The following is a 24,023-nucleotide window of genomic DNA, read 5'->3' as shown; positions in this document are numbered from 1 at the left end:
ATTTGCAACTTTCATATATAAAGATTAAACATGCAAATAATATCACCGAACTATATACTAACACCAGACACTCTACTAACAGACTTAGCAGTTGCTTTTAATACAACAATACAAAAAATAGCTCCCCTAGAAGAACTAAAAAAAGAGTATCCAGATGCAGAAATAACTGTTTTAGAAAAAAACTCACTTCTTATGCCGGGACTTGTTAATGCTCACGTTCACATAGAATTTAGTGCAAATAAGACTAGCCTTAGTTATGGCGACTTTATGAACTGGCTATACAGTGTAATTGAAAACCGTGATGAGCTTATAGGTGGATGTGATGTGAACTGTATGAGTAAAGCAATAGATGCTATGCTTGATTCTGGTATTACAACATTCGGAGCAGTAAGTTCTCATGGAATGGATCTTGAAGCTTGTGTAAATGCTGCGCAAAATGTAGTTTTTTTTAATGAGCTTATCGGTTCTCAAGCAACTATGGCAGATGCTCTTTTTGATGATTTTCTCTCCCGTCTAGATGCTTCAAAGAGTGTAAAAAGAGAAGGTTTTCATCCAGCTGTTGCCATTCACTCACCATATTCCGTTCACCCTATCCTGATTAAAAAAGCTCTCGAAATAGTAAAGAATGAAGGGCTTAAACTAACAGCCCACTTTATGGAGAGTGAAGCAGAGAGAGACTGGCTAGACAAAAATGACGGCGATTTTAAAGACTTTTTTGAAAAGTTGTTAAAACAGAACTATGCAGTAAGTGACTCCAAAGAATTTTTAGAACATTTCAATGCTCAACAAACTCTTCTTACGCATGTTGTAAAAGCAAATGAAGATGAGTTAAGGACAATAGCTTCAAATAAACATACGGTCATACACTGCCCTATCTCGAACAGACTTTTAGGAAATGGTGCTATTGATTTGAATGCTCTTGACAAACAAAAAATTAACTGGGTATGTGCAACCGACGGTCTTAGTTCAAACTATGCACTTGACCTTTTTGAAGAGATGAAATGTGCTCTATTCATGCACTCCGAGATGCCGCTTCTTGAACTTGCTAAAAAACTAATAAATAGTGTAACTGTCAATGCTGCATCTGCACTAAACATAAACACAGGTGAGATAGCAGAGGGTAAAAATGCGGATATGCTTGTCTTGGACTTAGACAAAGAACCAAATGATGAGTTAGCAATCCATTTAATATTACACAGATATAATATCTCTAAAGTTTATATAAACGGAAAAAAAGAAAAAGGTAATTAATGCAATTTTTAAAAAAACTATTTTCACCAATTACAGCAACACTTGGTTTCATCCAAAATAATTTCAAAGCGATGATATTTGTACTAATTGTTGTTTTTATATTCGCTCCTGCTAGTGAGCAAGACCTTACTCCAAATAATCTTCAGCAGATTAACTTAGTTGGCCCGATTATTGAGGTCTCAGAAGTATTAGACCAAATTGAAGAAGCCGGATCTAACAATAATGTAAAAGGTGTTTTACTCGTTGTTGATTCTCCTGGTGGTGCTGTCGCTCCATCTATAGAGATAGCTTACGCAATTAAAAGATTAAAAGCCAGAAAGCCAGTTGTTGTTTATGCACAGGGAACAATAGCAAGTGGTAGCTACTATGCAAGTATATGGGCGAATGAAATCGTAGCAAATCCAGGTTCAATGGTCGGTAGTATCGGTGTTATCATGCAAGGTGCAGATATGAGTGAGTTAATGGATAAAATCGGAATCTCTACTCAATCTGTTAAAGCAGGTAAATACAAACAAGTTGGAACTCCTGACAGAAAATGGGAGCCTTTTGAAATAAATGAGTTAAACAAAGTCATACAGGGGACTTACGACATGTTTACTAAAAATGTTGCAGATGCAAGAGGTCTTGACATCAAAAAAAGAGACCAATTTGCAAATGCTCATATATTTACTGCACAGCAAGCTAAAGATGTTGGTTTAGTAGATTCACTAGGAGTAAGTCACAATGCAAAGATGAAACTTATTTTACTAAGTGGAGTTGATCATCCTGTGTGGAATAAAGAAGATAAATTCGATAAGATTATGAAGAAATTATCAGCATCTGCTGCTGTAACTCTTCACACTTATTTTCCTGCTTTAGTACTGAAGTAGTACCATTAACTCTACTCTAAGCTTCCGTGAACATTCTCTATGAGGATGTTTCATACGCTTAGGTTAATGGCACAACTCTTACAACACTTTGAGTGTTTTCAAAAATTCTTTTTACTCTGTCTTGCCAAAGTTCGCCAAACTCTTTTATCTCAATAGGTTGTGCTAAACCACCCATCATTTTTTGCATCAATGGCTGCATATTTGGACTAGGCATAATAGATGATGGATCATACATAACATCTACGCTCTTACCTGTATCAACTCTAGTAAATCTAGCAGAAGAGTCTATATATGCGTCAAAATCCATAAGAGAGTGTCTTGCAAATTTTCCTGCAAGTCCCTTAAAACCACTCTTATCTGTCGCACCTGTGATTTGAGATACAACATTACTGATTACTCCAGCAACACCCTCTTCAAGTGACTCTTTAAACTCGACTTTGATGTTTCCACGAACAGCTACTTCATCAGGGTAGAGAGCTTTTAAAGCTTCTGCTGTTATCAGGTAAGCGCCTGCTACAGTTGGACAACTATGTCCTGCTGATTTAACTACGTCTAAATAGTTAAACTCGTACTCACCCTTTACGAATGCACCTAAAACTGCTGAAAGTGGATCTTGTACTTTTATAACTTCTACTTCGTTAAAAAAATCTGGATAATTCATGTAATATTTTCCTTTTTAATTACCTTTGCAGTTATACTAACTTCATCACTCTGTGCCATAAATTCATCTCCAACATTCAAGCTGGATATGTCTATAACTTTTGAGTTTTGTGATATTTGTGCAAAGCCTTTTTTACTTTTTAATTTTGGATGATTTGATTCTATCATCTTTTGTAGATTTAAAACTTGATTTTGGGCAACATTAAGTCTTGTAGTCATTGCATGAGAAAAGGAGTCTTTTAAAACTTTCACTTCTTGCATCTTCTGTTCTAGTTTTCGTTCTATAGAATGGCTTGAATATAAGTTATACAAATGAGTAAGTTCTTGTTTTGAACTCTGTATTCTTTGAGACATCAGTTGTGTGTATTGAGATGATATAGAGTCTAATGTCTGATAGAGTTCATTAGAATCCGGTAAAGTCATCTCTATTGCAGCACTTGGAGTCGGCGCTCTCAGGTCTGAAACAAAATCACTGATCACCCAGTCTATCTCATGACCTACAGCGGAAACAATAGGTGTTTTTGCTCTAAAGATAGCATCTGCCACTATCTCTTCATTAAAAGCCCATAGGTCTTCTATACTACCACCGCCACGACCGACAACTATAAAGTCATAGTCTCTTGTGTCACTTACAATAATAGCATTCGCTATTGAAGACGCTGCACTATCACCCTGAACTAAAACATCATACACATCTATCTCTAATGCTCTATATCTAGAGTTAGCAACTCTTAACATATCTTGCAAAGCCGCTCCAGATGCTGATGTGATGAGTGCGATTTTAGAAGGAAACTTCGGAAGTTGCTTTTTTCTACTTGGTTCAAAATAGCCTTGAGATGTAAGCTTTTGCTTTAATTGCTCATAAGCTAATGCTAAAGCTCCATGACCGGCAGGTTCAATTGAGAAACAGTTAATCTGATACTCACCTCTAGGTTTATATAGAGTTATAGCACCATCTAAAATGACTTTAAGACCCTCTTTTAACTGAAACTTTAGTTTAGAGGCATTGCCTCTAAACATTACAGCTTTTAGGGTTGATGTTGAATCTTTTAGCGTGAAGTATATATGCCCGCTGTTATGGAAAGTTATTCGAGAGAGTTCTCCCTCGACAAGAACACGAGAAAAACTACTCTCTAGAAGAGTTTTAATCTGCTCATTTAGTGATGAAACATTTAAAACATTCAAAGCTTCACCTTATGTAAAAATTATTTTTTTCTAGCTATTAATAGTGTTGAGATATCCATAGAGAAGCTTTTTGTATATAGCATCTCGAAACCGGCTGCTTCAAGTTCATGTTGCATATTTTCTACTGTTGAGAAGTCTTCAATTGAGTTTGGTAAGTACTCATATGCTTCTAAGTTTTTAGAGATAAATCCACCAACTTTTGGAAGAATTCTGTTCATATAAAAATCTCTGATCTTACCAAGTAGAGATGGATTTTCATTTTTCATAAATTCAAGTATAACAACTAGTCCATCTTTTTTAAGGACTCTATTAAACTCATCTAAAGCCTTTTGTCTCTCTACAACATTTCTGATGCCATATGTAATGCTTAAAAAATCTGCACTCTCGGCTTCAAGTGGAATCTCTGTCGCTTTAGAGATATGGTAGTTGAACTTAGGGTATTTCTCTTTTGCCACATCAACCATACCAACAGATGGATCAACACCAACAATTTCGCCAATAGCTATGCCGGACATTTCAGCGCGAGAACGCCAAAAGTCCATCATATCACCGGTGCCACAAGCTACATCTACAATTTTATCAAGAGAATCTTTACCATAAAATTTATAAGCTAAATCACAAGCTTTACGTCTCCAACTCTTATCTACACCCATACTCATAACACGGTTTGCTGTGTCATAAGTTGGTGCGATGTCATCAAACATTGAGACGATTTTTTCTTGTTTTTGTGTTTCTTGTTTTTTCATATTATTTTTCCCTTTTCATCCACATGATTATATCTTGGTCTGCTTGGTCTATATTTAAAATTTCAAATTTTTCTTCTACTTTTTCAAATCCACTACTTCCATTCATCGTAGGAGCCAAGTAACATAAGTAGTAATCAACAATTTCCTTAGTAAGTTCGAACATTTTTGAACTTCCTTCTATCATAATATTTTTATAATTATTAAGTTGTGTGAAATTATCTTCTATAAATACTTCTCTATCCTCAACTGCGAACAGTGGTATTGATTTATCAAATATTTTTTCTCTTGATATAATTAATATATCTGGGGCTTTACCATTTACTAGTCTGGCATCTAGAGTCGGTCTGTCTTCTCTTACTGTGTTTCCACCGATTACAAGCAGATCACACACATCTCTCATAGCATGAACATTTGTTCTTGAATGAGCTGAACTTACAGTACCCGCATCTGTAGTACCGTTTAATCTTTGTGCCCATTTAAAAAATACGAATCTATCTTGATTCCATATGTTAAACGGTGCTATTAAATCTTGTGCCTTTCTCTCTAAGATAGATGTTTGAACGTTGGCTCCACTTTTTTTAATTATATAATTTCCACCTGACGCTTCATTATTGATATCGTTAAAACCAACAAATATTTTTTTTATACCAAGCTCAGAAATTAGAGATGCACAAGATGGAGTTTTACCTATATGTGAGCATGGTTCCAGTGTAGTATAAAGAGAAATATTATTGAAGCAATTATTATGATTTTGCAAGAGAAATGTATGGATATCATTTGAAGATGTAAGTTCAAGTATTTTAGAATCTTTTGTAAGCTTGAAGTATGCACTTTGAAGTGCTAAAACTTCCGCATGAGGAAATCCAGCTCTTTTGTGTGCTTCTACAGATAGTAGTTCTCTGTTTGAACCGACAATAACACAACCAACTGCCGGATTTGGATAAGTTAGACCTTGATACTTCCAAGCTTCTTTCAAAGCAAGGTTCATATAAAAGTTAGAATCGATTACCATTCAAAGTAAGTTTTAGCTTTTGTTATATCGTTGAACTCGATTTCTACTGTCTCATTTTCAGTTTGAACAAATATCTTAGAGCCTTCTACTTTAGCTAAAACACCTTTTATCTTCTCTTTTGAAACTGAATTAAGAGCTACTTTATCACCAACAGATTTTTTAAAATGATTAATAGTTGTCAACTTTCTCTCAATACCAGGACTACCAACTTCAAGTCTATAATCACCAGATACAGGAGGAGTAACATCAAGCAGTGGAGATATCAAATGCGTAAGTGCAACACAATTGTCAAGTGATACACCACTTCTCTTGCCATCTATAACTTCTTTTGAAATTACACTTACACGGTAAATTGTCTCATCATTTTCACTAACAATTAAAGTGTCGTAAAGTTCCAAATCAACTGATGAAACTAATGAATTTATATCACTCTCTAAGCTCACTGTGAATCCTTTGCAATCTTTTTAAATAGTTCTTCAATATCTTGTGATTTTTTAATCTGTGCATCAAACTCAAATGTTAGTTTCGGACAACGATACCAACCTTGATCTTTAAGACAGAAATTTTCAATAATAGGAGAAGCTTTTCTAAGCTGTCTAAGATAAGTATTTTTATCTTTTTCAGAGTAATTGTGTGGGTTTATATAAACCTTAGCATCACTTCTACCGCGAGAACATTTAACTTCAATAATATCTAACTCATGAAGTCTATTGTCATTTAACTGACCCAGTGCTTCTGGGATCAATTCCAAGAGAAGTGACTCTGTTCTCTTGATTTTTATTTCTGCTTCATTCACAGAGAAACTTTTTGCTCAACTTTTTTGAATGTTTCAAGGATATCACCAGGTACAACATCGTCATAACCACTAATAACAACCCCACACTCATAACCGTTACCAATTTCTTCTACATCATCTTTGAAGCGTTTAAGAGAAGTAAGTTCACCTTCATAATGAACAACACCATCACGGATAACACGAACCATTCCACCACGAATCAGTCTACCATCAACAACAACAGAACCAGCAACAACACCTTTAGGTATTTTAAATACTTCTCTAACTTCAGCTTGACCAGTATTTTCTTCAGTAAATTTCGGTGCCATCATACCAGTTAACATACCAGTAATATCATCAAGTAGTTGATAAATAATAGAGTAAGTTCTAATATCAACATTTCTTTGTTTAGCAAGTGCTTTTACACTACCAGTAGGACGAACATTGAAACCAAGAAGTACACAATTTTCACTGTTAGAGACCAGTTCAACATCATTTTCTGTAATCCCACCAACACCTGAAGAGATAACGTTAATCTTAACTTCATCATTTCTAAGCTCATTAAGTGAAGTTTTAAGTGCTTCAAGAGAACCGTGAACATCAGTTTTAAGTACAACTTTAAGAGATTTCAATTTGCCTTCTGCAATCATAGAAGTCATATCTTCTAACGTTGACTTAGTAGAGTGAGAAAGCTCTTTATGTCTATCATATTCATGACGTTTAAGAGCATACTCTTTAGCTTCTTTGTCGTTACTCATTGCCATCATAACTTCACCAGAGGCAGGTACTTCATTAAGTCCGACTACAACAGCTGTGTGACTTGGAAGGAGAGATTTAATCTGTTTTCCGTGCTCGTCTATTAAAGCTTTAACACGTCCGTAAGCACTACCACAAACAACATAATCACCAACTTTTAGAGTACCGTTTTGAACGATTACCGTAGCAACAGGACCACGACCTTTTTCCAAAGAAGATTCAACAACAGCAGCTTTAGCCATTGCATTCTCATTTGCACGTAATTCAAGAACTTCTGCAGTTACTAGAATGTTTTCAAGTAAATCATCAATTCCTAGTCCACTTTTTGCAGAAACAGGGATAAATTCTACATCCCCACCCCAATCAACTGGATTGATACCTTGCTCAGCCATTTGACCTTTAACCATATCTGGTTGAGCAGTTTCTTTATCCATTTTATTAAGTGCTACAATAACAGGAGCACCTGATTCTTTTGCAAGTTTGATAACTTCAAGAGTTTGAGGTTTTACACCATCATCAGCTGCAACAACGATAACAATAATATCTGTTACATCTGTACCACGCTGACGCATATGAGAGAATGCAGCGTGACCAGGAGTATCTAAGAAAGTAATTGCTTTACCATGTTGATGAACTGTGTAAGCACCAATATGTTGAGTAATTCCACCAGCTTCACCTTCAGTAACTTTTGCTTCACGAATAGCATCTAGCAATGATGTCTTACCATGATCTACGTGACCCATTATTGTAATAACAGGAGGTCTCTCCGTAGCATCTTTATCTTCTTCTAAATCATGAGCCAAGTCATCTTCATAGTTAAACGCATCTTTAGGATCGATAATTGTAACTTCTACATTGAACTCTTCTGAAAGAATCTCAATCTCATCATTTCCTAAGAAATCATTCTTAGTCATCATCATACCAAGATCAAAAAGAACTTTAATTACATCAGACATTGGACGTTTTAGTGCTTCTGCAAATTCATAAACACGAATATCTTCAGGAATCTCAACATGAGTTACTATTTCTTCTTCTTGTGCCGTTTTTGCATATTTTTTTCTTTTATCACGGGAAACTTTTCTACCACGAGGTGCTTGCTTCTTATTAGCATTTCTACCTGCTGGCTTTGGTGCACGAGGTTTTCTAGGCTCTTCAACAGGAAGAGGAGCTCTCTCTGTTGAATTTAAATCAAGTAAAGTAACTTGATCATCCATATCCATAGAGACTTCACTCATTGCTCCACCAAATATGTCTATCTTTTTACCAGATTCTTTTTTTCTTGTAGGTGCTGCACTACCTTGTTTAGATTTTTTCTTTTGAGCTAATTCTTCTAAAACTTCTGCACTTACTTTACCATAAGAAGATACTGTCGGTGCTTGTTTTTCAGGAGCAGAATAAGTCTCTTCTACTTTTGGCTTTTTCTTTTTAACAATTTTAAGGCCTGTTTTTTTAATCTGGCGAGTAACAACAGGTATAACAACTTTTAAAGGGCTTTTCTTATCCTCTTTTACTTCTGCGCTAGGTTCTTCCTTAGTCTCAACTATAGTTACTTCTTCTTTCGGAGTTTCTTCTTGCTTAGAAACTTCTTCTTTAACTGTCTCTGTCTTAGGAGCTTCTTCAACCTCTTTAGTAGCTTTTTTCTCTACAGGCTTTTCTTCTACTTCAGGAGTTTCTTCTTGTTTTGGAGTATCACTTTTTGCTTTAGTAGGTGTTTTTTCTGCAGGTTTTGCTGGCTCAGCGGCAACCTCACCATTCATAATGAAGTTTGCTAATCCCTCAGCTTGCTCCATTGTCACTACGCTTTGTGCCGATTTCACTTCAAGACCCATTTTTTTTGCTTTTTCTAAAACATCTTTAGAAGCTATTCCTAGTTCTTTTGCAATTTCGTGTACTCTAACTTTTTCTATCATCAGCGATGATCTCCTTTAGTTTGTTCGTAAATTTATCTTTGTCTCCACTTTTGCATTGACGCATAAGTGCTTTTAAAACTTTTTTTTCTTCAAAGATACAATTTTCGCATAAATAAAAACTTCTTCCAATCCCTTTGAATACTTCTATTGAACCATCAATACATTGAAGTCTCAGCAGATTACTTTGAGCTTCTCTATTTCTACAAGAGATGCACATTCGAAAAGGTTGATTAAATTTTTTCGCCATTATATCTAAATCTTACTTGATTTAATAGAGATTATCTCTCTATTACCAACCCATTGTTATCAAAATCCAAAGTTTTCACAATAAAATCAGGAAATTTTTGCTTTAATTTGTTCGCAATCATAGCTGAATCTTCATCATATGCCATTGAAAAAAATGTAGATCCACTCCCTGAAAGCGTGCTCATCAGGGCACCACTTTCATATGCAGTCTTTTGTACAGAAAATAGTTCAGGTAGCACTTTCATTCTAGCTTTTTGATGAAATCTATCTTGTGCAGAAAGTTTTAACATTTCCCAATCTTCATTAAAAAATGCTCCGACTGTTAAAGCTGTGTGTGATAAATTATATATTGCATTCTCTTTAGAATAAGATTTTGGTAAAAGCGTTCTGGCTTTCGATGTATTAATTGGCTTGTTTGGTATCGTAACTATAGCTTTTAAATATGTAGGAAGATGTTTTCTCTGTGAAAAAACCTTATTTTTCTCAACTGTTGCAGCATTAAAACCACCCATAACTGCTGGTGTAATATTGTCTGGATGAGACTCATAAAAAAGTGCATGATTTAAAATTCTTCTTTTTGAAACTCTGATACCGGCTGCTTCATGTGCACTTGCAATTGCACTAACAATTACGGCAGATGAACTTCCAAGACCTCGTGACATCGGAATTTGATTAAAAAAAGTAAACTTAAAGTTTTGTTTTTTCTGAGTTAGTCTATTATAATGATCATTAAATATACTTACAAAAAGGTTATTACCTTTTAATCTTGGGTTATTTTCACCTTCACCCTTAATGCTGACACTGAAAAATTTTGATGGATGAAATTCTACTGTATTTCGTAGATCTACAGCTAAGCCTAAAGAGTCAAATCCTGGTCCTAGGTTAGCACTTGTTGCTGGTACACTTATTGTCAATTATTTTCCTATCCAACAGCCCCAATACCGTAAAGAGGCGTTGCTATTGTGCTAAACTCACTATAATCAAGCACATCCCGGAGTTTAAATTCCATATTTGGTGCTGTTTCTAGTTTTTGAGTTTTTATTTCTGATGAAATTTTAACAAAATATAGCTTTCCAATCGCTTTTATAGGTTGATTTTTATTAAAATAAAATGCATCTGTTGCAAAAAGTGGTATATTTTTCAAAACACTAAGAGATTTCAGAAAAATATATGCAACTTTTATCGCCATAAAGCTTCCAGGTCCATTTGCATAAAAAAGATTTTTTACTTCATATTTTTTTAAAATGTCATCATATATCTTTGGTAAAACATCTGAACTTTTCTCTTGACTCTCAATAGTATCTATAAGCTTTTTATCTTCATATATTCCTACCTGTATTGGTGAAGACAAAGCGACTAGAACAACATCTATAATCTTAGGCATATGCTTTTTCTAACTCCGCAGTTTTTTCACCTACAAGTTCTATGACTTCATAGTTTTCAGGATTTTTTAGTAACTCAACAGTTAGTTTATGATTTAAATCATGACTTCCTGCCATTGCTTCATAGTTCCCTATAAAGTTCATACCAATAAGAGACATGTCCCCTATCGCATCTAAGATTTTATGTCTTACAAACTCATCCGGAAATCTCAAACCTTCAGGATTTAAGATCTTTTTATCATCTAATACAATTGCATTTTCTAAAGTACCGCCAAGGGCTAAGCCTTTTGAACGAAGGTATTGAACCTCATGTAAAAAGCCAAATGTTCTAGCTCTTGCTATCTCATTCTTGTAACTCTCTTTTGTAAATTCTAGTACATACTCTTGTTTGTTGATCACAGGATGAGGAAACTTAATAGTAAAATCATATTTAAGATCAGGCGATGGAGAGAGTTTTACATACTTCTCCCCCTCTTGAACTATGATTTCTTTTTTAATACGCATAATTTTTTTAGGCTTATCCAATTCTTGAATGCCTGCTTCATCTAAAAGCATACAAAAACTTGCACTACTTCCATCCATAACCGGAACTTCATCAGCGTCCACTATTACTTTTAAATTGTCAAGTCCGTATGCATAAACAGCAGATAGCATATGCTCTATAGTAGAGATCACAACTCCATCTTTACCTATAACTGTTGCCATTTTAGTATCTACTACATTTTCTGGTGTCAGGGCGATTGCAACATCTACATCACTTCTATAAAAAACTATCCCACTGTTTGACTCTAATGGTTCTAGTCTTAAGCGAACAGGAGTTCCCTTATGTAACCCTATTCCAACTAACTCAACAGCTTTTTTTATAGTAGTTTGATACATAATTATATTTCCTTAGCTTCTATCTATAATTTGTTTAGCATTTTTAATAACATCACTGATATTTAATTGCATCCATTCTTTATCCATCCACTCTGCAGGACGGACTTCAACTCCTTGGATTAAAACACCAAAATGTAAGTGATCCCCCATAGCATAGCCACTTTTGCCTGTATTTGCCACATTATCTTTAGCATTAGCAAAGTCACCGCTATTAACGTTAACGCTTGAACAGTGACCATACAGAGTATATAGACCAAGTCCATGATGAATAATAGGCATGTTTCCATATATTCCATTATAATCTGAATATACTACATTACCGCTGTTTTGAGGTTTTATCTGAGCCTGAGCATTACTTGCCATGTCTAAACCTAGATGGTATGATTCACTTACTGGGTTACCTTCATAAGAGTACTTTCTATGATCTCCAAATGTAGCAACAACTTGTGCATTTTTTAGTGGATACATTTTATTAATTTTAAAATCACTTATCATATCATCTGGAACTTTAGAAGTGATCTCGTGAATCAGCTTTTCATTTTTAGCTCTTACATCTTCATTTATAATTTTAAATTGCTCTATTGCGTCTTCAACACCTTGCGTTTCAACAAACTCTTCTGCAAGTTGAGCAATTTTTCCTTTTAGAAATTTGTCACTTAACTTTATATTAGAGACTCTATACTTCTTTTGTTTTATATATAACGGGATATAAGTTTTTGAACTATTTTCAGCATAGTCTTTAGCGATGATTGTTGCTTTAAAACTGTCATTTACTACTGGCCATGCTAGTAAAGAAATATAGTAGCCCTCTTTATAAAAAGGTTGTGCTTTGAACTTTTTGTCATAATTTGTTTGAATGTAAAACTCTTTTAAGTTTTCATCGTTCACTTTAAAGATAACAAGAGCTGCCCCACCCTTTTTAATTTTATATGAATTACTGATGATTGATAGTTCTGGTCTTTTTTTATCAATTTTTAGTTCAAACTCTTTAACAGATGTATTACCATTTAAAAAGTTCCACTTGCTTGCATCTGTAGCTTGAACTATGATTTTAATACTTTTATCTTTCATAGCATAAGCACTTCTTGGTGGTTCTACTTCTACACTTAGTGAACCTTTTGGTGTTATAAACTGCTCATAATGTAGAGTATTCTCATCATCTTTACTTTTTAAAATTACACTATATGATTTAACACCACTAACATCATCTATATCGATTTTTAGTGGTTTTTTTAAATTCCAATAGCCATTTGAATGTAGACTGATATTTGGAACTTCTCTCTCAAACATTGCAGAACTATATACATATACAGCTCCCGCTATTACTAAAGCGAATATTAACTTAACACCTAACGAAGACTTACCGTTTCTTCTTCTCAAACTATATTTCCTTATTTATTATTTTTAAAACTTCATACTCATTATTTAAGTTTAGCAAAACTGATAATTCTACCTGAGGCAGCTTCAATGCCTCTATTAAAGCTTCATCACAATCTTCAATAGTTGCCCCTGTTGAGTTAAGATCATCATCACAGATGTAAAACACAGCAGCTTTTGCAGAATTTTGAAGAATCATACCTTCTAGCATTATTGCTTTTAACCTTAAAGCGCATAAAGTGGTTCTTTTCATTATAAATTTATTGCAAGTTTTATAATCTGCACCACACTTTATTAGTTCTTCAGCCATAGCAAAAAATGTACCATTGACACTAGAATTTAAAAAGCCGTTACTCTCTTGCAAAAGCCCTCCGTAAAGTGCAGTTGCCATCTTATTATTTATCTTAATATTGTTATTTTTAAACAGATTAAAAAGCTCAACACTGCCACTCTCAAGCTCTATTATAAAATCAGCTGATGATACTTTTGCAGATTTTATTTTTTCAAACCATGGTAAAAACGACAGCTTATTATCTATATTTTTAGTTTCGCAAACCAAAGAGACTTTTTTATGTAACCTAAGTACATATGTATACAAAGCACTGGCACTTGACAGATTTTTGGCATCTGCAACTATCATAACATATTTTGCGTTATTAATTCCATCTAAAATATTATTCATATCTCTCTCACACTTTTGTGATTATACACTATTTTTTATTCATTTTATAAACGTAGGCAAGTACTTCAGCAACCGCTGCGAAGAGCTCTTCAGGTATCGGCTTATCAACTTCCACATCAGCATATAGACTTCTTGCTAATGGAGGATTTTGAACAATATGTACATTATTTTCTCTTGCTATCTTTTTAATCTGCTGAGCAATATTATCCATACCTTTTGCTACTACTATTGGTGCACGCTTTGTTTCTTCATATTTCAGCGCAACTGCATAGTGTGTTGGATTGGTAATAACCACATCAGCATTTGGTACTTCTGCCATCATTCTTTTTCTAGAAGCTTCCATCTGAATTTGGCGAATTTTACCTTTTATTAAAGGATCCCCTTCCATATTTTTCATCTCATCTTTGACCTCTTGTTTACTCATCTTTAGACCATCAAAGTACTGTTTTCTAACTATTACGACATCAATTATTGCATATATAAAAATTATTACAAGCATAACAAAGGCTAAAATAATTGCTTTATCTTTTAACCAGGAAAGCTGTTCTCCTAAACTAAAAAGCGCGACTGTTGGTAGTTCAGTTATATATAAAAAGAAAAAAACGAAACCTATGCCTAGCGTTGTAAAAGATTTAAATGTCACCTTTACAGACTCTATTGCTTTTTTCATAGAAAACAAGTTTTTCGTTCCCTTTATTGGATCAATCTTTTTAAAATCAGGAACAATGGCCTTTGTCGTAAAAAGAAATCCAAACTGCGCTAGTGCCGCTATAATACCTGATATAGCAACCGCTATCGCTAAAGGCATAATAATAAGAAGAAACTCTCTTACCGTCACGATTGCTATGTCAATCATGAATAACTTGTCTAATGGTGTCCCAATCAAAGAGAAATAATATTTAAAAAGCTGTAAGACATGAGAACTCATATAAGGAAAGAGCATCAGCGTAGCTAATATTGCAACAAAGAGAGTAATAACTCCGGAAGCATCTTGTGACTTCGGAACATTACCCTCTTTTCTGGCATCTTCTATCTTTTTGGGGGTGGGTTCTTCTGTCTTTTCAGCATCATCAGCCATGGATTATAACTTTAGTCCATTTTCATAGATAGGTCTATCCAATTTGCTTGGTGTATTAATGAGCCACTACTTATAGCGTCTACACCACTCGCAGCGTAAGATTCGATTGTGTCCAGTGAAATATTTCCACTTGCTTCTAAAAGAATATGCGAAAAATTTTCGTCTCTGTAAGCTACAATCTCAGAAATTTGCTCTGGTGTCATATTATCACACATAACAATATCAGCACCGCTAGCCATCGCTTCTTTTGCTATTTCAAAGCTCTCAGCTTCTACTTCTATCTTGGCAGTAAAAGGAATATTCTTTCTGGCTTTGTCTATATAGCTTTTTAGATCTTTAATAGTTTTAAGATGTGTATCTTTAATCATCAAAGAGTCATCAAGTCCCATACGATGGTTTACTGCACCACCTGTTCTTGTTGCATACTTTTCAAAAACTCTAAGCTGTGGCCTAGTTTTTCTAGTATCTAAAAGCTTTACACCATATGGCTCGATGATGTTTACATATTTTCTAGTAAGTGTTGCAATAGAACTCGCATGTAAAAGCATATTTAAAAGTGTTCTCTCAATACGAAGAAGAGTATGCGAATCTCCACTAATCGTAGCTATCACATCACCTTTTACAAATACTTCAGAGTCACATTTAAACCAAGTGATTTCAAATTTCTCTAGTTTGGCTAATACATCTATATACTTTAATCCGGCTACTACACCTTCACTTTTTGCAATAATCTTAGCACTAGCATCTACGCTTGGCTCAACTAGAGCATACAGATCTCCACGACCAACATCTTCTGCAAGTGTATCTACTACAAATTTTTCTATCATAATGCCAACATTCTCTCTAAAGCAATTTTTGCCCATTTTTGAGTCTTTTCATCTACAAGTATCTCATTTAAAGGCTCACCATCATCGATTGACTTCAAAGTAAGGTAAACATCTTCAAGAGTAGTCTCATTCATTGTCGGACACTCAGGTTTTGTAGATGATAGGACATATGTATTCTTATCTCTTAGACGATTAACCATGTTAAACTCTGTTCCAACTGCAACTTTTTGATCTTCTGGAAGCTCTGTTATATACTTGATCAGTTGAGAAGTAGATCCAACAAAATCAGCAGCGTCACAAATAGCCGGATCACATTCAGGATGCACTGCTATTAAAATACCTGGATATTTTTTACGGTAAAAAGTAATATCTTCAACTGTAAAAAGTTGGTGAACTGAACAAAAACCGTTATAACAAATAATATCTGCATCGTTAGGATCTTTTCCGTCTCCGATTACACAAGAGTTTAGTCCCATTTGGTTTGCTATATTTTGACCTAGACATCTATCTGGGACAAAAAGAATCTTTTTACCCTCACCCAAAGCTGTTGTAATAATTTTTTTAGCGTTTGAGCTTGTACAGACCATACCGCCCATTTCACCAACTTTTGCTTTTACATCAGCATTAGAGTTAATATATGTAATAGGTAAGATATTGTCTTTTGATATTCCATTATCTTCTAAGAACTTAACAGATTCATCATAATACATCGAGTCAATCATTCTCGCCATTGCACAACAAGCTGCTTTTGGCATAACCACTCTCTTATGTGGAGAGAGTACTTTTACACTCTGTCCCATAAACCCAACACCACTAAAAACTACGAATTCAGCATCATCATCTCTTGTTCTAATAGCAAGTTCTAGAGAGTCACCAGTAATATCAGCCATTTCAAAAACTTCATCTCTTTGGTAAAAATGTGCCACAAGAGTTACACTTAACTTCTTTTTTAGTTCAATAATTTTTTGTTTTAATTCTTCATTTGTAAACTTCAACAAATAACCCTTAATTTATAATTTTGTAATTATATCGAATTTTATATAGTTATAACTATATGTAAAGTAAAATGTCGCAATTAATATATAAGGTATTTGATGGAATTTTTATTTAACACGAATGTACAATTTTTTATAGCGGCTTATCTTGTTGGTGGTATTCCATTTGGTCTGCTTCTTGCAAAGAAGTTTGCAGGGGTAGATGTTAAAGCAAGTGGAAGCGGTAGTATTGGTGCTACAAATGTACTCAGAGTTGTAAAAGAAACAAACCCTGATCTGGCAAAAAAACTTGGAGCTGCCACTCTAGCTCTAGATGCACTAAAAGGTATTTTAGTTTTAGCTGTTGCTTATTTTGCCGGTATGAGTGAATCTACACTTTGGGGAATTGCTGTTCTTGCTGTAATAGGTCACTGTTTTAGTCCGTACTTAGGTCTAGAAGGTGGTAAAGGTATAGCAACAGGTATGGGAGTTATGATGTTTATGCTTCCTATAGAGACAATTATTGCTCTTGTAGTTTGGGCTATTGGCGCAAAAACAATTCGTATTTCTTCTGTTTCATCACTTACAGGTGTAGCAGCACTTTTAATCTCTAGTTTTTTTATCCATCCTCAAATGGCTCACGCCCCTGTAGTTTTCATAGTATTTATTCTTTATTATAAGCATATTCCCAATATCATTCGTCTTCTAAAAGGTGAAGAAAAAAGAGTAGTTTAGTGACTATCCATATTGAAGACCTAAAATTGCAATGTATTATTGGAATTTTAGATTTTGAAAGAGTAACTCCTCAAGATGTAACTATCAATATTACAATAGATTACAACTATGAAAATAACTTCCTAAATTATGCCGAAATTGTTCAATTAGTTAAAGAAATTATGATAAAAAGTGAGTTTTTTCTTATTGAAGAGGCTTTAGATAAGTTGAATTTAAAGTTAATTAAAGAATATTCTTCGATAAAAAGCATGTTTATAAAGATAACAAAACCATCGATTTTACCCGATTGCAAGGTAAGTGTGAGCAATAATTACAAATCCCAATCTTAATTATAAGTTAAAGAATTATTAAAAAAAGTTGAAAAAAACTTTAAAGTTAGCTAAAATTATGATATCATTCCGCCAAAATATTCACTTATAGGACAAAATTAATGCGCATTCTTATTATAGAAGATGAAGTAACATTAAACAAAATGCTTGCTGAGGGACTAAAAGAATTTGGTTACCAAAGTGACGTAGTAGAAACTCTTAAAGATGGAGAATACTACCTAGACATTCGTAATTATGATTTAGTTTTAATGGACTGGATGCTTCCAGATGGAAATTCAGTAGATATCATTGGTGATATTAAAACTAACACTCCAAAAACAGTTGTAGTTGTTTTATCTGCAAGAGATGACAACGAAAGTGAAATCGAAGCTCTAAGAAGTGGTGCTGATGACTATATCAGAAAACCATTTGACTTTGATGTTCTAATTGCTCGTATTGAGGCTCGTCTTCGTTTTGGTGGAAGTAATATAATTGAGATTGAAGATTTAGTTATCAATCCTGAAGAAGAAAAAATTACTTACAAAGATCAAGAGATTGAGCTTAAAGGTAAACCTTTTGAAGTTCTTACTCACCTTGCTCGTCACCGTGATCAAATTGTTTCTAAAGAACAACTTCTTGACGCAATCTGGGAAGAGCCTGAACTAGTTACTCCAAATGTAATTGAAGTTGCTATTAATCAGATTAGACAAAAAATGGATAAACCGTTAAATATTACAACTATCGAGACTGTTCGTCGTCGTGGTTACCGTTTTTGTTTCCCTAAAGAAATAAACTAGATATTATTTAAAACGCGAAAAGGAACCCGCTTCCTTTTCACTGCGCTTACAACTATAGCTTTACCTTTGGGCAATAATTTCATCAAACACTCTCTTTTTATTTTAATATACTAGGATATAATTACATATAATTTATATCAAGGTAATAAATGTTTTCAAAAAAAAGTATTAGAAGAAACTTTCTGATTCAACTGATCTTTGCATCAGCTTCCCTAATTTTTATATTTTCATCATTTTTATATTTTTATATTGAAAATTCAATATATGATGAAAAACATCAAGAACTGATTCAGTATGCAAAGAATATAGCAACTAATCAATCGCTTGTTCAAATAGATCCTGATACTCCTGATACTGTTCTCGGAATAGATGTTGAGATAATTCATATCAAAAAACTAAACCAAGATATAGACCTGTATGAAAGTACAAAAAAAAGGCACACATATCTAACCTTAGTATATCCATTTAATTTTGACGAACTAAGCTATCTTAAAATCACAAAAGAGATAACTCCTACAAAAAAATTATTAGCTAAAATTCTCCGTTATATATTTATAATCAATATCCTCGGTTTTATACTTGTAATAGTATATGCAATCGCTCTATCAAAAATGTTGATCACACCAATTCAAACGATTAGTTCGAGACTCTCAAACATGAACGAGCATCTTATGAGACCTATAAAAGTAAAAGAACTACCTGAAGAGTTTGAACCACTTGGAAGTACAATCAACCACCTTATAGCCAGAATACAAAACTTTGTGAAATATCAAAAAGAACTATTCATTGGAACAGCACATGAGCTTAAAACTCCACTTGCAGTAATAAAACTAAAAAATCAGGTAACTCTCATTAAAAGAAGAAGTCCTGAAGAGTACATAGATGCCCTTAAGACAACGAATAAGACTATTGATGAAATGAACGTTATCGTATCTAATATTCTCAACATTGGTCGCCAAGAAGGTGCTCAACTTGAAAAACCTACAGAAGTTGATGTAATCGCTGTACTACGTGAAAAAGCAAATGATTTCAAGCTGTTAGCTGAGAATGAAGGCAAAGAGTTACATATGAACTTTGAACCAAATGGTTTTATGGCAACATTACAGATATCCCTATTGAATCAAATTGTTCAAAACTTTTTACAAAATGCTCTAAAATTTACAGAACAAGAGAAGTCAGTAACACTAAGAAGTTCTCAGAGTGAGTTTGGACTACTTATTGAAGTCATTGATGAAGGATGTGGTATAGATGAAAGTATAGATCTCTTTGCACCGTTTAAAAGACAAGGGAACAGGTCTGGTGTTGGTCTAGGATTATTCTTAGCAAAAAGTGCAGCTGATGCGCTAGGAGCAAAGATAAATATTAGAAATAGGACTGATGGAATTGACGGTACAATATCTTCATTAGAAATAAACTCTAAATTATCTTGTATACTGCCAAAAAGATAATCATTTAAAAAATTCTGAAGCTATAATTTGATATAAATCGGACATGTAAAACATAGAAAATTATTTCTATAAAAAAACAACTATAAAACATAAGGTTTACTAATGGCTCTATTAATTAATGATGAGTGTATTGCGTGTGATGCATGTCGTGAAGAGTGTCCGACTACTGCTATCGAAGAGGGTGATCCTATTTACTATATAGATCCGGATAGATGTACTGAATGTGTTGGTGTTTATGATGAACCTGCATGTATTTCTGTATGTCCAGTTGATTGTATTGTTTTAGATAAAGATAATGTGGAATCTATAGCAGAACTTCAATTTAAATCAAAACATTTACAAGATGAAGAGTAGAAGTCTCTTTTAATGGCCAAGCGAGTAGCAGTTATAGATATAGGCTCTAACTCAGTTAGATTAGTAGTTTATGAAAAAACCTCTCGTTTTGCATTTCATCTGCTTAATGAATCAAAAAGTAAAGTAAGACTCTCAGAAAATGCTTATCAGAATGATGGCAATCTTCAAGAGATTCCAATGCAAAGAACAATAGATGCACTAAAAGACTTCCTAAGTATCATTTCCTCATATAATGCAAGAAAAACTCTATGTGTCGCAACTTCAGCCCTTAGAGACGCACCAAATAAAAAAAAGTTCCTTCAACGAGTAAAAAAAGAGTTAAAACTAAACATTAAGATCATTAATGGTGAAAGAGAAGCATACCTAGGTGCAATAGCATGTGCAAACCTTCTACCTTCCCAAAAAGATGCCTTAAGTATAGATATTGGTGGTGGATCAACTGAGATGGCACTAATAAATGATAAAAATGTTTCAAATACTCTATCTATTAATCTTGGAACAGTAAGAATGAAAGAGCTGTTTTGTGACGAGAAAAAGAAAAATGAAGCAATAGAGTATATAGACAAAAAGCTAGAGGCTCTAGATGGTTTAAAAGCTAGTACACTAGTTGGTATCGGTGGAACATTTAGAGCTATCTCAAATGCTATTATGAAAAATAAAAATCATCCACTGAACAAACTTCATGCATTTTCGTACAGTAGTACAGAGCTAGATGAGTTAATCTCATCAATTATGAAAGCTGATGAGACAGAACTAAAAGATCTTGGCATAAAGAGTGATAGATTTGACATTATAAAACCTGGGGCACTTATACTTCAACGAGTTTTAAAAAAGCTATCAATTACCAATGTTATAACAAGTGGTGTAGGGGTAAGAGAAGGAGCTTTTCTAGCAGATCTTCTTAGAGGTTCTAAGGATAAGTTTCCTGAGCACTACAATAGCTCAGCCAGATATATCTTAGATTCTCATATTAGCGAGAAGGGCATATCTAACCAGTTAAACTCATTAGTTAAAAAACTTTTTGATATTACACATGAGCATCTGGGAATAGATGCTTCTTATCGTAAAGATCTAAGTATTGCAGCTAAGCTTTATCCTTGTGGAAATGATATACACTTCTTCTCCAAGAACAAGCACAGCTATTATATACTTCAAAGTGCTTTAGAGTACGGTTTTACGCACAATCAAATCACACTGATATCTACGCTATGCAAATATGCAAAAAAGAAACTGCCATCTTCTGCACATATACAAAAATACAGTAAGCTACTACCCGAGCAAAAGACTCTCAATGCTCTTAGTTATCTACTCTCTCTAAGCGTATCCCTCGTAGCGCATAGACCAAGAAATATTGATTTTAAACTAGTTTTTAATGATGGAGTGTTGAAAATAGACTCAACAGAGTCTCTTCGCTTATGCAGAGAGTCTGTAAATAAGTTAGATACAATAGAAGATTTTAAAGTTATATTTTAAAATCTTTGTCCCATTGTAAATTCGAAAGAAGTTGTTTTATCTCCGTCTTGCACATTAAGTGGTTTTGAGAACATTAACTGAATTGGACCAACCGGCGAGAACCATTCTAATCCAGCTCCATAACCACCACGCGAAAACTCATCTAAAGAATCATCACCGATAAATCCCCAGTCCAAGTATGTAACAAGTCTCATTTTAGCCTTTGGCACAAGTGGAAAACTAAGTTCTACGTTATTAGAAAATGTCTGTCTACCACCAACTCTTCTTATAGTTCCATCAGTGTCCGTTACAACAGGAGAGATAGAGTATGACTCATAACCTCTAACACTTCCAAGTCCACCCATATAGAACTTGTCAGCAATTGGTAAGTATCCAGTATCTGCAGCAAAGTAAAATCTAGCTTTATATCTAAATATAGCATCAAAACCTATATAGTCTTCTAGACCAGTATATTTAGCAAAGTTAGTTCTACTTTTAAAGAAATCTGCATCTCCGCCAAGTCCTGACCTCTCAAAGCCTTGACTAACTGTATAACCCTCTCTTGGAAGATAGTAATCATCTGTATTATCAAATTTTGTGTTTATAAGTATCGAGCTCTTAGAATAGCTTTCAAAAAATCTTGAGTTTGCCACTGTAGAGTTAGCGTCTACATCACTGTAAGCATTATCTGAAAAGCTGTAACCTAAATAACCGCTAACATGTCTGGAAAACCTATGCCCGGCTCCAATACTTACACCTTGAGAATCTACACTATAGTCATTATATTCATAGAATGATTTAAAAATAGAGAAGTTACCGCTAAAGTCACTATCGTTTAGTCTTGGATTTGAGATATTAAATGAGTAGTTTTGAGTCTTTTCTGACTTCTCAGCTTTAACACCCATGTTGATACCTGAACCCCAGATATTTCTATCATTTACAGCAACTGTTACTAGTAGACCACCGTAACTACCATATCCACCACCAAGTTGAACATTACCGGTTGGCGCTTCTTTTACTTTTACTACAAGGTCCATGTTAGAGTTATCGATTCTCTTTTCTTCGATTGTATTACCATCAAAGAAACCCAGTCTACCTAAAGAGTTACGTGAATCTTTAAGGTCTGTTAGAGAGTACATATCTCCAGGACCTAGATAAAGCTCTCTACGTATAATTCTGTCTAGAGTTCTATTATTTCCTGAGATTACAACATTTCTAATCTTAACTTTATCACCTGGAGTGATTTTGAAAACAACTTCAACCGTATGATCTTTTTTATTTTTTCTAAGATCAGGAACTACCTGAACAAATGCATAACTAAGATCCGCTATTATTGTTTTTATTTTTTGTGCGTCATCACGAAAAGTCTTAATATTAAAAGCTTCACCTTTTTCTAAGCTAATTACTTCTCGTATCTTCGCATCATCTATTACATTTGTAACTTGATGGATAGAGATACCACTGATATGATAAACTTCACCCTCTTCTATCTGGTAACTCATATCAGCAGTATAGTGATCAAAATTTACTCTTACAAAAGGCTCATCAACTTTAGCATCCAGGTATCCGTACTGCATATACATGTCACGAATTCTAAGTGGATCGTAAGCAAGATCAGATAGCTTCATCTCTCCATTATTTCGTCCCCAGAACCAACCCATAAACTGATGTTCTTTGTTTGCAATCACATCATTGAAAAGATCAGTCTCTAAACCGACTACACCACTATAGTCTAGTTTTGTTATAACGATCTCTTCACCTTCATTTGCGATAAATGTAACTTTAATACTGCCATTATCAAGAGTCTCTTCTTCAATCTCAACAACGCTGTCTATCTTACCGTCTTGTGCTATTGCTTCTTGGATCCTTTTTTTGGCGGCAAGTAATTTTTTCTTATCGTATAATGAACCTTTTTTGATCTGAACAACACTGTCTAAGATATCTTTATCGTTTTCTTTCCAGCCCTTTAACTCAATCTTAGAGATAATTGCTTTTTCTTTAAAGTGATAAGTTAGATTACCATCATCAAACTCAGCCCAAACATCATCAAAATAACCTTGTTTAAAGTATTTTTTGATCGATTCATCAAGAGTTTTTTCATCAATGGTGTCACCAACGTCAAAATCAAGCATTCTTAAAGCAACCGGCTTTGAAATGTGTACCATTCCATCATAATTAATAGACTTTACAGTCATGGCAAACAGGTTCATTGTTATTAGGGTTAGCACGATTGCTAAAAATATTCTCATTAAGATTCCATACGTTATAAAATAAGAAGAGATTTTACCCGTTGTGAGGTTAATGTTAAGTAAATTGTGAC

General features: G+C 34.1%; 25 protein-coding genes. 8 read left to right on the top strand and 17 right to left on the bottom strand.

Annotated features, from left to right (window positions below; genetic code table 11):
* Positions 1 to 30: 30 nt before the first annotated feature.
* Positions 31 to 1,251: a metal-dependent hydrolase gene (locus tag ABZC13_RS04245; protein ID WP_373000560.1), complete on the top strand. Its 1,221-nt coding sequence runs from the start codon at positions 31 to 33 to the stop codon at positions 1,249 to 1,251.
* Complete coding sequence (gene sppA, locus ABZC13_RS04240) at positions 1,251 to 2,120, top strand: signal peptide peptidase SppA (RefSeq protein ID WP_373000558.1); 870 nt, start codon at positions 1,251 to 1,253, stop codon at positions 2,118 to 2,120. Before ABZC13_RS04245 ends, sppA begins: the two co-directional genes overlap by 1 nt.
* Positions 2,121 to 2,178: 58 nt before the next feature.
* Here sppA and ABZC13_RS04235 read toward each other — a convergent pair whose 3' ends face one another.
* Genes ABZC13_RS04235 through nadA form a run of 16 tightly spaced genes read right to left on the bottom strand, consistent with a single transcriptional unit; the run spans position 2,179 to position 16,630 of the window.
* Positions 2,179 to 2,781, bottom strand: a complete 603-nt coding sequence (locus ABZC13_RS04235; RefSeq protein ID WP_373000555.1) for a hypothetical protein — start codon at positions 2,779 to 2,781, stop codon at positions 2,179 to 2,181.
* Positions 2,778 to 3,965 carry an exodeoxyribonuclease VII large subunit gene (gene xseA / locus ABZC13_RS04230; protein WP_373000552.1) on the bottom strand — a complete coding sequence of 396 codons (1,188 nt, stop codon included), beginning with the start codon at positions 3,963 to 3,965 and terminating at the stop codon, positions 2,778 to 2,780. Before xseA ends, ABZC13_RS04235 begins: the two co-directional genes overlap by 4 nt.
* Before the next feature lie 20 nt (positions 3,966 to 3,985).
* Entirely contained in the window at positions 3,986 to 4,711 is a 726-nt protein-coding gene (gene ubiE / locus ABZC13_RS04225) for a bifunctional demethylmenaquinone methyltransferase/2-methoxy-6-polyprenyl-1,4-benzoquinol methylase UbiE (RefSeq protein ID WP_373000549.1), read from the bottom strand.
* A 1-nt stretch (position 4,712) separates the two neighbouring features.
* Positions 4,713 to 5,723 (bottom strand): bifunctional diaminohydroxyphosphoribosylaminopyrimidine deaminase/5-amino-6-(5-phosphoribosylamino)uracil reductase RibD, encoded by a 1,011-nt coding sequence (gene ribD, locus ABZC13_RS04220; RefSeq protein ID WP_373000546.1) that lies wholly within the window; start codon positions 5,721 to 5,723, stop codon positions 4,713 to 4,715.
* Positions 5,717 to 6,166, bottom strand: coding sequence for a ribosome maturation factor (locus tag ABZC13_RS04215; protein ID WP_373000543.1), 450 nt, complete (start codon positions 6,164 to 6,166; stop codon positions 5,717 to 5,719). Before ABZC13_RS04215 ends, ribD begins: the two co-directional genes overlap by 7 nt.
* Positions 6,163 to 6,519 (bottom strand): 30S ribosome-binding factor RbfA, encoded by a 357-nt coding sequence (rbfA, locus tag ABZC13_RS04210; protein ID WP_373000541.1) that lies wholly within the window; start codon positions 6,517 to 6,519, stop codon positions 6,163 to 6,165. The genes ABZC13_RS04215 and rbfA overlap by 4 nt, the downstream gene beginning before the upstream one ends.
* Positions 6,516 to 9,164, bottom strand: a complete 2,649-nt coding sequence (gene infB / locus ABZC13_RS04205; protein WP_373000538.1) for a translation initiation factor IF-2 — start codon at positions 9,162 to 9,164, stop codon at positions 6,516 to 6,518. Before infB ends, rbfA begins: the two co-directional genes overlap by 4 nt.
* Positions 9,148 to 9,411 carry a hypothetical protein gene (locus ABZC13_RS04200; protein WP_373000535.1) on the bottom strand — a complete coding sequence of 88 codons (264 nt, stop codon included), beginning with the start codon at positions 9,409 to 9,411 and terminating at the stop codon, positions 9,148 to 9,150. Before ABZC13_RS04200 ends, infB begins: the two co-directional genes overlap by 17 nt.
* A 31-nt stretch (positions 9,412 to 9,442) precedes the next feature.
* A complete protein-coding gene (gene thrB / locus ABZC13_RS04195) occupies positions 9,443 to 10,324 on the bottom strand; it encodes a homoserine kinase (RefSeq protein WP_373000532.1) in 882 nt (293 codons plus the stop codon).
* Between the two features lie 8 nt (positions 10,325 to 10,332).
* Positions 10,333 to 10,794 (bottom strand): hypothetical protein, encoded by a 462-nt coding sequence (locus ABZC13_RS04190; RefSeq protein WP_373000529.1) that lies wholly within the window; start codon positions 10,792 to 10,794, stop codon positions 10,333 to 10,335.
* Positions 10,787 to 11,671: a UDP-3-O-acyl-N-acetylglucosamine deacetylase gene (gene lpxC / locus ABZC13_RS04185; protein ID WP_373000526.1), complete on the bottom strand. Its 885-nt coding sequence runs from the start codon at positions 11,669 to 11,671 to the stop codon at positions 10,787 to 10,789. The genes ABZC13_RS04190 and lpxC overlap by 8 nt, the downstream gene beginning before the upstream one ends.
* Before the next feature lie 12 nt (positions 11,672 to 11,683).
* Positions 11,684 to 13,051: a M23 family metallopeptidase gene (locus tag ABZC13_RS04180; RefSeq protein ID WP_373000523.1), complete on the bottom strand. Its 1,368-nt coding sequence runs from the start codon at positions 13,049 to 13,051 to the stop codon at positions 11,684 to 11,686.
* A gap of 1 nt (position 13,052) precedes the next feature.
* Entirely contained in the window at positions 13,053 to 13,730 is a 678-nt protein-coding gene (locus tag ABZC13_RS04175) for a bifunctional oligoribonuclease/PAP phosphatase NrnA (RefSeq protein ID WP_373000520.1), read from the bottom strand.
* Positions 13,731 to 13,758: 28 nt separating this feature from the next.
* On the bottom strand, positions 13,759 to 14,808 hold the full coding sequence (flhB, locus tag ABZC13_RS04170; RefSeq protein ID WP_373000516.1) for a flagellar biosynthesis protein FlhB: 1,050 nt from the start codon (positions 14,806 to 14,808) through the stop codon (positions 13,759 to 13,761).
* A gap of 11 nt (positions 14,809 to 14,819) precedes the next feature.
* Positions 14,820 to 15,635, bottom strand: coding sequence for a carboxylating nicotinate-nucleotide diphosphorylase (gene nadC / locus ABZC13_RS04165; protein ID WP_373000611.1), 816 nt, complete (start codon positions 15,633 to 15,635; stop codon positions 14,820 to 14,822).
* Positions 15,632 to 16,630: a quinolinate synthase NadA gene (gene nadA / locus ABZC13_RS04160; RefSeq protein ID WP_373000513.1), complete on the bottom strand. Its 999-nt coding sequence runs from the start codon at positions 16,628 to 16,630 to the stop codon at positions 15,632 to 15,634. The genes nadC and nadA overlap by 4 nt, the downstream gene beginning before the upstream one ends.
* 99 nt (positions 16,631 to 16,729) lie before the next feature.
* Here nadA and plsY point away from each other — a divergent pair, with 99 nt between their 5' ends.
* From plsY to ABZC13_RS04130, 6 genes are all read left to right on the top strand, one after another.
* Positions 16,730 to 17,344, top strand: coding sequence for a glycerol-3-phosphate 1-O-acyltransferase PlsY (plsY, locus tag ABZC13_RS04155; protein WP_373000510.1), 615 nt, complete (start codon positions 16,730 to 16,732; stop codon positions 17,342 to 17,344).
* Complete coding sequence (locus tag ABZC13_RS04150; protein ID WP_373000507.1) at positions 17,344 to 17,673, top strand: dihydroneopterin aldolase; 330 nt, start codon at positions 17,344 to 17,346, stop codon at positions 17,671 to 17,673. Before plsY ends, ABZC13_RS04150 begins: the two co-directional genes overlap by 1 nt.
* 101 nt (positions 17,674 to 17,774) lie before the next feature.
* Positions 17,775 to 18,449, top strand: a complete 675-nt coding sequence (hsrA, locus tag ABZC13_RS04145) for a homeostatic response regulator transcription factor HsrA (RefSeq protein ID WP_373000504.1) — start codon at positions 17,775 to 17,777, stop codon at positions 18,447 to 18,449.
* Between the two features lie 149 nt (positions 18,450 to 18,598).
* Entirely contained in the window at positions 18,599 to 19,897 is a 1,299-nt protein-coding gene (locus tag ABZC13_RS04140; protein ID WP_373000501.1) for a sensor histidine kinase, read from the top strand.
* A 102-nt stretch (positions 19,898 to 19,999) separates the two neighbouring features.
* On the top strand, positions 20,000 to 20,251 hold the full coding sequence (locus ABZC13_RS04135) for a YfhL family 4Fe-4S dicluster ferredoxin (protein WP_373000498.1): 252 nt from the start codon (positions 20,000 to 20,002) through the stop codon (positions 20,249 to 20,251).
* Positions 20,252 to 20,263: 12 nt separating this feature from the next.
* The gene (locus ABZC13_RS04130; RefSeq protein WP_373000494.1) at positions 20,264 to 21,724 is read left to right on the top strand and encodes a Ppx/GppA phosphatase family protein; all 1,461 of its coding nucleotides are present in this window, start codon (positions 20,264 to 20,266) and stop codon (positions 21,722 to 21,724) included.
* On the opposite strand, the gene bamA is transcribed toward ABZC13_RS04130, so the two are convergent.
* Complete coding sequence (gene bamA / locus ABZC13_RS04125) at positions 21,721 to 23,952, bottom strand: outer membrane protein assembly factor BamA (protein WP_373000492.1); 2,232 nt, start codon at positions 23,950 to 23,952, stop codon at positions 21,721 to 21,723. The genes ABZC13_RS04130 and bamA overlap by 4 nt on opposite strands.
* Positions 23,953 to 24,023 lie beyond the last annotated feature (71 nt).

This window comes from Sulfurimonas sp., assembly GCF_041563035.1.
Lineage (GTDB): Bacteria > Campylobacterota > Campylobacteria > Campylobacterales > Sulfurimonadaceae > Sulfurimonas.
The sequence above is the reverse complement of the archived record's forward strand: the minus strand, read 5'-3'. Positions and strand labels throughout refer to the sequence as shown.